The sequence below is a fragment of the Curtobacterium sp. MCBA15_008 genome, assembly GCF_001865065.1.
GTDB lineage: Bacteria > Actinomycetota > Actinomycetes > Actinomycetales > Microbacteriaceae > Curtobacterium.
This window is the reverse complement of record NZ_MJGN01000035.1, coordinates 1-11,737: the sequence shown is the minus strand read 5'-3', so window position 1 is coordinate 11,737 and position 11,737 is coordinate 1. Positions and strand designations below refer to the sequence as shown.

General features: G+C 71.2%; 10 protein-coding genes. 1 reads left to right on the top strand and 9 read right to left on the bottom strand.

Going from position 1 to position 11,737, the window contains the following annotated elements:
* Nucleotides 1–44: 44 nt before the first annotated feature.
* The 3 genes from dnaG to dusB are packed head-to-tail and all read right to left on the bottom strand — an operon-like array spanning nucleotide 45 to nucleotide 4,492.
* On the bottom strand, nucleotides 45–1,976 hold the full coding sequence (dnaG, locus tag BIU96_RS14420) for a DNA primase (protein ID WP_071293316.1): 1,932 nt from the start codon (nucleotides 1,974–1,976) through the stop codon (nucleotides 45–47).
* Between the two features lie 51 nt (nucleotides 1,977–2,027).
* Nucleotides 2,028–3,323 (bottom strand): deoxyguanosinetriphosphate triphosphohydrolase, encoded by a 1,296-nt coding sequence (locus BIU96_RS14415; RefSeq protein WP_071293315.1) that lies wholly within the window; start codon nucleotides 3,321–3,323, stop codon nucleotides 2,028–2,030.
* A complete protein-coding gene (gene dusB, locus BIU96_RS14410) occupies nucleotides 3,320–4,492 on the bottom strand; it encodes a tRNA dihydrouridine synthase DusB (protein ID WP_071293314.1) in 1,173 nt (390 codons plus the stop codon). The genes BIU96_RS14415 and dusB overlap by 4 nt, the downstream gene beginning before the upstream one ends.
* Before the next feature lie 47 nt (nucleotides 4,493–4,539).
* On the opposite strand from dusB, the gene BIU96_RS14405 reads away from it, so the two are divergent.
* Nucleotides 4,540–5,022 carry an aminoacyl-tRNA deacylase gene (locus BIU96_RS14405; RefSeq protein ID WP_071293313.1) on the top strand — a complete coding sequence of 161 codons (483 nt, stop codon included), beginning with the start codon at nucleotides 4,540–4,542 and terminating at the stop codon, nucleotides 5,020–5,022.
* 32 nt (nucleotides 5,023–5,054) lie between these two features.
* Here BIU96_RS14405 and BIU96_RS19925 read toward each other — a convergent pair whose 3' ends face one another.
* The 6 genes from BIU96_RS19925 to leuA all read right to left on the bottom strand — a co-directional run bounded on the left by BIU96_RS19925 (nucleotide 5,055) and on the right by leuA (nucleotide 11,408).
* Nucleotides 5,055–5,228, bottom strand: a complete 174-nt coding sequence (locus BIU96_RS19925; RefSeq protein ID WP_175477566.1) for a hypothetical protein — start codon at nucleotides 5,226–5,228, stop codon at nucleotides 5,055–5,057.
* The gene (locus BIU96_RS14400) at nucleotides 5,225–5,974 is read right to left on the bottom strand and encodes a DsbA family protein (protein WP_071293312.1); all 750 of its coding nucleotides are present in this window, start codon (nucleotides 5,972–5,974) and stop codon (nucleotides 5,225–5,227) included. Before BIU96_RS14400 ends, BIU96_RS19925 begins: the two co-directional genes overlap by 4 nt.
* 180 nt (nucleotides 5,975–6,154) lie before the next feature.
* Nucleotides 6,155–7,540 carry a glycine--tRNA ligase gene (locus BIU96_RS14395; protein WP_071293311.1) on the bottom strand — a complete coding sequence of 462 codons (1,386 nt, stop codon included), beginning with the start codon at nucleotides 7,538–7,540 and terminating at the stop codon, nucleotides 6,155–6,157.
* A gap of 108 nt (nucleotides 7,541–7,648) precedes the next feature.
* Complete coding sequence (locus BIU96_RS14390; protein ID WP_071293310.1) at nucleotides 7,649–8,455, bottom strand: isoprenyl transferase; 807 nt, start codon at nucleotides 8,453–8,455, stop codon at nucleotides 7,649–7,651.
* Nucleotides 8,452–9,318, bottom strand: coding sequence for a DNA repair protein RecO (gene recO / locus BIU96_RS14385; RefSeq protein ID WP_071293309.1), 867 nt, complete (start codon nucleotides 9,316–9,318; stop codon nucleotides 8,452–8,454). The genes BIU96_RS14390 and recO overlap by 4 nt, the downstream gene beginning before the upstream one ends.
* A 320-nt stretch (nucleotides 9,319–9,638) precedes the next feature.
* Entirely contained in the window at nucleotides 9,639–11,408 is a 1,770-nt protein-coding gene (gene leuA / locus BIU96_RS14380; RefSeq protein ID WP_071293308.1) for a 2-isopropylmalate synthase, read from the bottom strand.
* Nucleotides 11,409–11,737 lie beyond the last annotated feature (329 nt).

The window sequence follows — 11,737 nt, the reverse complement described above, 5'->3', positions numbered from 1 at the left end:
GCGCGCGAGCCGGGCGCGCGGCCCCGCGCCCGAGCAGGTCGGCCCTAGGAAGCGGCCTCGGCGTCGGCGCGGAGCCGCATCCGCTGGGCGTCGATGTCGACGAGCTGCCGCTGGATCTCGGCACGACGATCGGCCTGCTCGTTCGGATCCGCCCGCTGCAGCTGCCCGAGCAACGACGCCTTCCGAGCGAGCAGGTCCCGCTCCACGAGCGCGACGACGATGCTCCGCGCGTAGAGCGCCAGGTCCTCGTCGGTGCGGGCCGGGATCGGCGCGAGCGCGAGCTCCTGCACCAGGCCGCGGAACGGTGTCGGCACGTCCAGCAGCAGCCGGTCGAGCCAGTCCCCCGCCCCGACGGCGTCGACGTTCGCCACGACCGCGTCGCGCACGACCGAGAGCATCGGCGCCGAGAACGTGGCCGACGCGGCGAGGCCGAGGAGCGGGACCCCGACGTGCCCGGGCTGCTGCACCATCGCCATCACGGCGTCGCGCTCCATGCGGGTGATCGGGTCGTTCGGCAGGAGCCGGAGGCCCGCGATCGGCTCTTCCGGAGGGGCGACCAGCTCGCCGCCGGGACCCGCCTGCCCGACGGGCACCGTGCCTGCTGTTCGGCGGTCGTCGTGCCGCGACCCCGCAGAGCCGGCGCGCTGCCGGGCGTTCTCGACCGCGCGACGGACGTCGGGGATGTCCATGCCGAGCCATTTCGCGGTCTCGCGCGTGTAAGCGGTGGCCAGTGTGCGGTCGCGGATCCCGGCGACGACCGGCGCCGCGTCACGGAGGCCGGCGACGCGCCCTTCCGCGGTCTCGATGTCGTGATCGGCGAGCCGACGGCGGATCATGAACTCGAACATCGGGCGCTTCGTGTCGATGAGTCGCGTGACGGCGGCATCACCACGCGCGAGCCGCAGATCACACGGGTCGAGACCGCCTGGTGCGACGGCGACGTAGGTCTGTGCTGCGAACCGGCTCTCCTCGGCGAAGGCCCGCGCTGCGGCGCGCTGCCCGGCCTCGTCCGGGTCGAACGTGAAGACGATGTTGCCGAGCTGCGAGAGGTGAGCGCCGGCGGAGTCGCCGAGCATCGGGCGCAGCACCTTGATGTGGTCGACGCCGAAAGAGGTGCCGCACGTGGCCACCGCCGTGGTGATGCCCGCGAGGTGACAGGCCATCACGTCGGTGTAGCCCTCGACGATGACGACCTGCTTCTGCTTCGAGATGTCGCGCCGGGCGAGGTCGAGCCCGTAGAGCACCTGGCTCTTGTGGTAGATCGGGGTCTCCGGCGTGTTGAGGTACTTCGGACCCTTGTCGTCGTCGAGCAGCCGACGCGCGCCGAACCCGATGGTCGCCCCGGTGACGTCGCGGATCGGCCACATCAACCGCCCGCGGAACCGGTCGTACGGCGACCGGTCGCCCTGCCCGGCGAGGCCCGCGGCGAGGATCTCGTCCATCGAGAACCCGCGGCCGCGGAGGTGCTCGCGCGTGGCGTCGTAAGACTGCGGCGCGAAGCCGACGCCGAAGTGCTGCGCCGCCGCGGGGTCGAACCCGCGCTCCCCGAGGAACTGGCGGGCCGGCTCGGCCGCGGCGGTGGTGAGCTGCGCCTGGTAGAAGGCGAGGGCTGCTTCGTTCACGGCGATCAACCGCGCACGCTGGTTGTAGTCGGTACGGGGACCGTCGCCCTCTTCGTAGTGGAGGGTGAAGCCGATCTTGGCCGCCATCCGCTCGACCGCTTCTTGGAAGGTCGTGTGGTCCTGCTTGATGATGAACTCGAAGACGTCGCCGTCCTCGCCGCACCCGAAGCAGTGGTACCGGCCGACCTGCGGCCGCACGTGGAACGACGGCGACCGCTCGTCGTGGAAGGGGCAGAGGCCCTTGAGCGAACCGACCCCGGCGGACTTCAGGGTGACGTAGTCCCCCACGATGTCGGCGATGTTGACGCGCGCGCGGACCTCGTCGATGTCGTTCCGCGCGATCCTGCCAGCCACCCCTCGATCCTAGTTCGTGCGAGTGACAGCGGCTGACCGAGCCCGACCCGGTCAGACCGGGATGTGGACGGCCTCGAGGTCGCCCACGACGAGGCGCTTGTGCCAGGCGAGCGCCCCCTGGTCGGTCAGGCTCGCCACCTGGTCCACCACGGCACGCAGCCGGCCGGCGTCGTCGGACGCCGCGCGCCAGTCGGCCGCGAAGCCCGGCTCGAGGTCGGCGCTCCCGCTCGCGGCGAGGACGTCGAGCAGTTCGGTCAGGATCCGCCGCTGGTCCTCGTACACGGGCTGCCGGTCGCCCTGCGTCATGACGAACGCCGCGACGATGCCCTTGAGCACCGCGATCTCGCCGATGATCTCGGGCGGCGTCACGACGGACGCAGCGAACCGGACGAGCGACCCGGACGCGTAGGACTCCCGCGTCGCGGTGGTGGCCGTCCGGGCGAAGCGCCCGATGAGCTGCGACGTGAGGTTCTTCAGCCGCGCGGCGTCCTGCCGGGAGCCGTCGTACGAGGTCATCCACAGCGGCAGGGACCGCAGCCGGTCGAAGGCCTCGAGCAGTTCGTCGCGGGAGAGGTCCGACCCGACCCAGGCGTGCATGGCGGACACGATGTCGTTCTCGCCGACCCGGTCGCCCAGCGCGGCCACGTCGATGAAGCCCGCGACGACGGCGTCCTCGAAGTCGTGCACCGAGTACGCGATGTCGTCCGAGAGGTCCATGACCTGCGCCTCGATGCAGCGCTGCCGCCGGGGAGCGCCGGCGCGGAGCCACTCGAACGCGTCGTGGTCGTCGTCGTAGAAGCCGAACTTCGTGCGTCCGGACGATGCCTCGGACACGCCCTGCGCCGCCGGCCACGGGTACTTGCAGCTGGCGTCGAGCGAGGCCCGCGTGAGGTTCAGCCCGTAGGGACGGTCACCCGACGCCCCGGACCGCGGGCCGTAGACCTTCGGCTCGAGCCGGGTGAGGAGCCGCAGCGTCTGCGCGTTCCCCTCGAACCCGCCGATGTCGGCCGCCCAGGCGTTCACGGCGGTCTCGCCGTTGTGCCCGAACGGCGGGTGGCCGATGTCGTGCGCCAGGCAGGCCGTGTCGACGACGTCGGGGTCGAGCCCGAGGGAGTCGGCGAGCTCGCGGCCGACCTGCGCGACCTCGAGCGAGTGCGTCAGGCGGTTCCGCGCGAAGTCGAGGCCGGTCGTCGGGCTGAGCACCTGCGTCTTCGCGGCCAGGCGGCGGAGCGCACTGGAGTGCAGCAGCCGGGCACGGTCGCGGGCGAAGTCGGAGCGGCGGTTGCCGTGCGTCTCGGGCAGCCAGCGCTCGGCGTCGGCGGGCCCGTACGAGCTCGTGGCGCTCATCCGCCGCTGTGGTGCAGCTCGGCGGCGGCGAGGACCTTGCGGAACTCGCCGTCGACGTCGCGGGACTCGAGCCAGCGGTCGGGCAGCGCGGTGCGCTTCGGGTGCCCCGCACGGCCGCGGGGACCCTCGGCGTCGGCACCCGGGTACGGCGCGTCGTGGTCGAGCTGCGCGAGCAGGTCGTCGATCTCCTGCAGGCTCGACGCCATCGCGAGCCCGGACCGGACGTCGCTGCCGATCGGGTACCCCTTGAAGTACCACGCCACGTGCTTCCGGATGTCGCGGCAGCCGTGCTCTTCCGAGCCGAAGAACTCGACGAGCAGTTCGGCGTGCCGACGGAAGCCGTCGGCGACCTCGCCGAGGGACGGCATGTAGCGGAGGCCCTCGCCGCGGAACGCCGCCGCGAGGTCGCCGAAGAGCCACGGCCGACCGAGGCACCCGCGCCCGACGACGACGCCGTCCGCGCCGGTCTCGTCGACCATGCGCAGGGCGTCGGCGGCGGACCAGATGTCGCCGTTGCCGAGGATCGGGATGTCGGTGACGGTCTCCTTCAGGGTGGCGATCGCCGACCAGTCGGCGTGCCCGGAGTAGTGCTCGTTCGCGGTGCGGGCGTGCAGCGAGACCGCCGCGACGCCGGCGTCACGCGCGATGCGGGCGGCGTCGAGGTAGGTGAGGTGGTCGCTGTCGATGCCCTTGCGCATCTTCACCGTAACCGGGACGTCACCGGCGGCGCGCACGGTCTTCGTGACGAGTTCCTTGAAGAGATCGAGCTTCCAGGGCAGCGCCGCTCCCCCGCCCTTGCGCGTCACCTTCGGCACCGGGCACCCGAAGTTGAGGTCGATGTGGTCGGCGCGGTCCTCGCCGACCAGGATCGTCGCCGCCTCGGCCACCGTGTTCGGCTCGACGCCGTACAGCTGGATCGACCGCGGGGTCTCGGACTCGTGGTGCTGGATGAGCTGCATCGACACGGGCGTCCGTTCGACGAGCGCGCGCGAGGTGATCATCTCGCAGACGTACAGGCCGGCGCCGTACTCGCGGCAGAGCCGGCGGTACGCCATGTTCGTGATGCCCGCCATCGGCGCGAGCACGACGGGCACGTCGACCTCGATGGGGCCGATGCGCAGGGGCTTCGCCGGACGGGTCGCCGTCCCGGGTGCGTCAGTGATCGTCATACGTCTCCCATTCTCCCACGTCGGTGCTCGCCGGTAGCGTTCTCCCCATGACCATCGACGCCAGCACCAGGTTCGACGCCGACGCGACCGCCCGCGGGCTCCGGGTCGAGGTCGTCGCGCGGCCCGCGGCGGACTCCCTGCACGGGGCCGCCGCGCTGCTCGGCATCGACCCCGGCGACATCGTGAAGACCCTGGTGGTCAAGCGGCACGACGGCGGCTTCCTGCTCGCACTCGTGCCCGGTGGCCGCAGCATCGCGTGGAAGAAGCTCCGCACCGTCGTCGGCGTCAACAAGCTCTCGATGCCCGACGCCGCCACCGCCCTCGAAGCCTCGGGCTACGAACGCGGCACGATCACGCCGATCGGCGCGACGGGCGACCTGCCGGTCTACGCCGACGAGCGCATCACCGGTCGCCGCATCGCCCTCGGCGCCGGTCGACAGGGCGCCAGCGCCTTCGTCGACGCCGACGACCTCGTCGCCGCGTACGGCGCGACGGTCGCCGACATCACCGACGAGGAACCGGCCCGCTAGCACGGACACGGACCCCGTCGGCGCGGGTCGGCTCAGTCGGGGACCTCGGTCCAGTCGCCCTCCGCGCCGGGCACGAAGCACGAGTCACCGTGACAGACCGGCGCACCGCCGGGCGTGACGAGCGTGAGCAGGGCGGGGCGCGCCTCCAGGGCGGTGTCGGACTGGAGGCGCGGCTCGGTCTGGCTGGCCAGGCGGACGTCCGTCATCGGGTCGCCTCCGCGTCGGCTGCCGCATCCTCGGCGGCACGCTGCTCGGCGTCCGCGACGTCCGACGGGCTCATCTCGCGCAACGCGACCACCTGCGTGAGCACCTGCTCGAACGCCGAGGGGTCCTGCGCGCCGGAGACGCCGTACTTGCCGTCGATGACGAAGAACGGGACGCCGTTGATGCCGTACGCCTGCGCCTGGGCCTGGTCGTCGCGGACCGCCGCGAGCTGGGAGTCGTCGCGCAGCGTCGCGAGGACCTCGTCGCGGTCGAGGCCGACCTCGGCGGCGAGGGACGCGAGCGACTCGTCCTGGCCGACGTGCTCACCACGCTCGAAGTAGGCGGCGAAGAGCCGCTCGACCATCGCGAGCTGCTTGCCCTGCTGCTTGGCGAGGTGGATGACCTGGTGCGCCTTCACCGTGTTGGTGTGGTGCATCGACTCGAAGTCGTAGTCGAGGTCGACCGACGCGGCGATCGCCGTGACCCGGTCGAGCATCTGCTGCGCCTGGTCGACGGGCATGCCCTTGTGGCCGGAGAGGAACTCGGCCTCGGTGCCCTCGAAGTCGACGGGGGTGTCCGGGCTCAGCTCGAAGGAGTGGTACTCGACCTCGACGGGGCGGCCGCTGTCCGTGGCGGCGAAGGCGGCGACGCCGGCCTCGAACTTCCGCTTGCCGATGTAGCACCAGGGGCAGGCGATGTCGGACCAGACATCGACCTTCACGGTGTCGTTGAGAGCACTGTCGTTCATGCTCGGTGCAACGCGCGTGTTGCGTGCCTATTCCGCCCGGTACGGTGCCGGCGCCGACCGCCGACCGCCGACCGCCGGAGCCGGCCGCCGGAGCCCAGTGTCGAACCAGAGAACCGACATCGAACCGGGCTTGCGCCCTGGTTCGATGTCGGTTCCGTGGTTCGAAGCGACCCCGCGCGCCTACGCGCCGAGCAGCCGCGCCGCCAGGTACCCCTGCAGCTGGTCGAGCGCCACGCGCTCCTGCGACATCGTGTCGCGCTCGCGCACCGTGACGGACTTGTCCTCGATCGTGTCGAAGTCGACGGTGATGCAGAACGGCGTGCCGATCTCGTCGTGGCGACGGTAGCGACGGCCGATCGCACCGGCGTCGTCGAAGTCGACGTTCCAGTACTTCCGCAGGTCGTCGGCGAGACCGCGGGCGACGGGCGAGAGCTGCTCGTTCCGCGACAGCGGCAGGACCGCGGCCTTGACCGGGGCCAGGCGCGGGTCGAGCCGCAGCACCGTGCGCTTGTCGACGCCGCCCTTCGCGTTCGGGGCCTCGTCCTCGTGGTAGGCGTCGAGCAGGAACGCCATGAGCGCACGCGTCAGACCGAACGACGGCTCGATGACGTACGGCACGTACTTCTCGTTCGCGGCCTGGTCGAAGTAGCGGAGGTCCTTGCCGGACGAGTCGATGTGGTTGTTGAGGTCGAAGTCGGTGCGGTTCGCGACGCCCATGAGCTCGCCCCACTCGGTGCCCGCGAAACCGAAGCGGTACTCGATGTCGGCGGTGGCGTCGGAGTAGTGGGCGCGCTCCCCGTCCGGCACGTCGAAGCGTCGCAGGTTCTCCGGGTCGATGCCGAGGTCGGTGAAGAACGCCACCGAGTCGGCGATCCACTGCTCGTAGTGCTCCTGCGCGGTGGCCGGCGGGACGAAGTACTCGATCTCCATCTGCTCGAACTCGCGGGTGCGGAAGATGAAGTTGCCGGGCGTGATCTCGTTGCGGAACGCCTTGCCGACCTGGCCGATGCCGAACGGGGGCTTCATGCGGCTGGTCGTGACGACCTGCGCGAAGTCGACGAAGATGCCCTGCGCGGTCTCGGGGCGGAGGAAGTTCAGGCCCTCCTCCGACTCGACCGGGCCGAGGTAGGTCTTGAGCATGCCGGAGAACTCGCGCGGCTCGGTCCACTGCCCACGGGTGCCGCAGTTGGGGCAGGCGATCTCGGCCATGCCACCTTCGGGCGCGCGGTTCTTCTTCGCCTCGAACGCCTCGATGAGGTGGTCCTCGCGGAAGCGGTGGTGGCAGTGCAGGCACTCGACGAGCGGGTCGGTGAAGGTCGCGACGTGACCGGAGGCCTCCCACACCTTGCGGGGCAGGATCACGGCGGAGTCGAGGCCGACCATGTCCCCGCGGCCGCGGACGAACCGCTGCCACCACTGGCGCTTGATGTTCTCCTTGAGCTCCACACCGAGGGGCCCGTAGTCCCACGCGGAGCGGGATCCGCCGTAGATCTCCCCCGACTGGAAGACGAAGCCGCGGCCCTTGGCCAGGGCGATGACGCTGTCGAGACGGGAGGACTGTGCCAAGAGGAGCTCCAGGGATCGCCGAGCTGGGTGCTCGGTGCGGAAACGTACCGGGCAAGACTAGCGGGCATCGGCCTGGAGGCGCGGCTCGCCGCCGTCGGGCTGCCCGCCTCAGGCGGTGGGCGCGTCCACCGCCCCGCCGAACCGTCGGTCGCGGCGTGCGTACTGCTCGATCGCTCCCCACAGGTCGGTGCGACGGAAGTCCGGCCAGAGCCGGTCGAGGAACACCATCTCGGCGTACGCCGACTGCCACAGCATGAAGTTCGACGTGCGCTGCTCCCCCGAGCTCCGGAGGAACAGGTCGACGTCGGGCAGTTCCGGCACGTACAGCCGCTTCGCCAGGGCCTTCTCGGTCACCTGGTTCGGCTTCAGGCGCCCCGCTGCAACGTCCTCGGCCATCCCCCGCACGGCGTCGACGATCTCGTTCCGGCCGCCGTAGTTGACGCACATCGTCAGCGTGCAGACGTCGTTGTCGGCGGTCATCCGCTCCGCGGTCTGCAGTTCGTCGATGACGCTCCGCCAGAGTCGCGGTCGGCGCCCGGCCCACCGGATCCGCACGCCCCAGGCGTTCAGCTGGTCGCGGCGGCGGTGCAGGACCTCGCGGTTGAAGCCCATCAGGAAGCGGACCTCGTCGGGTGAGCGCTTCCAGTTCTCCGTCGAGAAGGCGTACGCCGACACGTTCTTCACGCCGATCTGCACGGCACCCGCGACGACGTCGAGCAGCGAGGCCTCGCCCGCCCGGTGCCCCTCGACCCGGGTGAGTCCGCGCTGGTTCGCCCACCGGCCGTTGCCGTCCATCACGATCGCGACGTGCTCGGGCACGAACTGCAGCGGGATCGCCGGCGGCTGCTCCCCGGTCCAGTCGACGGGCCGGAGCGGCTCGGACTCGGCGTACCGACGGGAGGCGCGCGGGCTCATGCAGGTGTTCCTTCGGACTCGGACGGGGCTTCGGTCGGCACCGACTCGGACGGGTCGGGCGCCGGCACGGCCGGGGCGGGGGTCGCCGCGACCGCAGCCGGGACGCCGCCGGGCGTCGGTGCGACGGTGGCGGGGTGCTCGGAGCGGTCGACGTGCGGCAACGACCGGAGTGATCGTTCCAGGTGCCACTGGGCGTACGCCGCCACCACGCCCGAGGCGCGGGAACGCGTCCGTTCGTCGGCGGCGTCGACCACCCGCCAGTCCCCCGCCAGGAGCGACCCGAGCAGGTGCAGCGTGTCGGGGTCGAGGCGCGGCGTCCCGGGAGGCGCGGCCCGGTCGGCCACCACCCCGCCGAGCTGCACGACGAACGCGGAGTGCGGCCCGGGATCCCCGGTCACGGCGCAGTCGCTGAACGAGGGTGCCCACCCGGCGATGCTCATCGCGCGGAGCAGGTACGAGTCGAGCGTGGCGCTCGACACGTGCTCGCCGCGGGACAGGGACCGGAGCGCACCGACGAGCAGCAGGTACTGCTGGAGCCCGGCGTCCGCTTCGCTCAGGCGGTCGGCGGTCTCGACCATCGCGCTGGCGGCGGTGTACGCCCCGTAGTCGGCGACGATCTGGGCGCCGTACGAGCCGAGCGACTCGGCCTGCGTGACGATGTCGAGCGAGCGCCCCTCGTAGAACTGGGCGTCGACGACCATGAACGGCTCCAGTCGGGAGCCGAACTTCGACGCGGTCCGCCGCACACCCTTCGCGACCGCCCGGATCTTGCCGTGCTGCCGGCTGAGCATGGTGACGATGCGGTCCGCTTCCCCGAGCTTGTGGGTGCGCAACACGACGCACTCGTCCCGGTACAGCGGCATCCCCCCAGTATCCCCCTCCGCACCGACACCCCGCGCCGCCCCGCCACACGCGCCCCGCCGTACCTGGTCCTCCCGGGCGTACTCGGTCGTTCCTTCCCACCACCCACGCCCGGTTCCACCACCCATCGCACCCGTTCTGGGAAGGAACGGGCACGCACGCGACGCCACCAGGCCGGGAGGCGCGGTGCGCGTCCGACCCGCACCGCGCCTCCAGGCCGTGGTCGCGTCCAGTGCACGCGTCGCACCCCCACACGAACATCGCGCCTCCTCGTGAGGGGGCGCGATGTCTGCAGCGGGGCGCGAACGGAGCCGCGCGGCGACTAGGCGGAGACGAGCTCCGGCGCACCGGACGTCGCACCCGCGCGCACCGCGCGGTTGACGGCCGAGACGATCGCCTTGAGCGACGCCGTCGCGATGTCGGCGTCGATCCCGACGCCCCAGAGGCGCACGCCGTCGACGTCCAACTCGACGTACGAGGCGGCCTTGGCGTCACCGGAGGCGCTCATCGTGTGCTCCGTGTAGTCGTACAGCGTGACGTCGACGCCCTGCTCCCGCATCACGGTCAGGAACGCGTCGATCGGACCGGTGCCGACGGCGTCCGCCTCGACCGAGCCCTCGTCGACGCGCATCGCGACCGACAGCTTGGTCGTGCCGTCGAAGTCGCTCGACGTCGCCGTCTTCGTGATCTCGTACCGGCCCCACTTGTCGGACTCGTCGTCCGCCGGCAGGTACTCGTCGCGGAACAGGTCCCAGATGCGCTCGGAGGAGAACTCGCCGCCCTCGGCGTCGGTGCGCTGCTGCACGACCCCGGAGAACTCGATCTGCAGCTTGCGGGGCAGGTCGATGGCGTGGTCGGTCTTGAGCAGGTACGCGACGCCGCCCTTGCCGGACTGCGAGTTCACGCGGATGACGGCCTCGTACGAGCGGCCGATGTCCTTCGGGTCGACGGGCAGGTACGGCACCGCCCACTCGATCTCGTCGATCGTCTTGCCCGCCGCGTCGGCCTTGGCCCTCATGGCGTCGAAGCCCTTGTTGATGGCGTCCTGGTGGGAGCCGCTGAACGCCGTGTAGACGAGGTCGCCCGCCCACGGCTGCCGCTCCGGCACGGGCAGCTGGTTGCAGTACTCGACGGTGCGCTTGATCTGGTCGATGTCCGAGAAGTCGATCTCGGGGTCGATGCCCTGCGTGAACAGGTTCATGCCGAGGGCGACCAGGTCGACGTTGCCGGTGCGCTCCCCGTTGCCGAACAGGCAGCCCTCGATGCGGTCGGCGCCGGCCATGTACCCGAGCTCCGCGGCGGCCACGGCGGTGCCGCGGTCGTTGTGCGGGTGCAGGGACAGGATGACGTCCTGGCGGTGCGCGAGGTGGCGCGACATCCACTCGATCGAGTCGGCGTAGACGTTCGGCGTCGCCATCTCGACCGTGGCGGGCAGGTTGATGATGACCTTGCGGTCCGGGGTGGGCTCGAAGACCTCGAGCACGGCGTTGCAGATCTCGACCGCGACCTCGAGCTCGGTGCCCGTGTAGGACTCCGGCGAGTACTCGTAGAACACCGTCGTGTCGTGCTGCAACGTCGCCTCGGCCGCCTTGCAGAGCTTCGCGCCGGACACCGCGATGTCGACGACGCCCTGCACGTCGGTGCGGAAGACGACCTCGCGCTGGACGATCGACGTCGAGTTGTAGAGGTGGACGATGGCCTGCTTCGCGCCGTCGATCGCCTCGTACGTGCGGTTGATGAGGTGCTCGCGAGCCTGGGTCAGGACCTGGATCGTGACGTCGTCCGGGATCGCGCCCTCGTCGATGAGGGAGCGGACGAAGTCGAAGTCGGTCTGCGAGGCACTCGGGAACCCGACCTCGATCTCCTTGTAGCCCATCCGGACGAGCAGGTCGAACATGGCGCGCTTGCGCTCGGCGTCCATCGGGTCGATGAGGGCCTGGTTGCCGTCACGCAGGTCGACGGCGCACCAGCGCGGGGCCTGCTCGATGCGCTTCGTCGGCCAGGTGCGGTCCGGGAGCTCGACTCGGATCTGCTCGTGGAACGGGACGTACTTGTGGATCGGCATCCCGGAGGGGCGCTGCGTGTTCTGCATGGTGTCGCACTTTCGTCGTGTGGTGGGGTGTGCGGCCACGACGGACTCCGCGACGAGGTGGGCCGGTGTGTCAGGCCTCGTCGCGGCAGCGAAGGAGAAGCAGCGCAGCGTACATTTCCCGACCACCGTAGCACTGGCCGGGTCGCGTGTGACGTCCGTTTCGCCGGGTGTGCCCGCTCGCGAGGTCGCACGACATGCCGTGCGACGGTCGCCGAGATCGCTCGTTTTGTCGCTCTCGGGCGTCCAGCCCGACCGTTCGCGCGACCTCGGCGGACGTGAGCGGCGCGTCGTGCGACCTCGCCCGCGCGCACGGCGACGGCCTGGAGGCG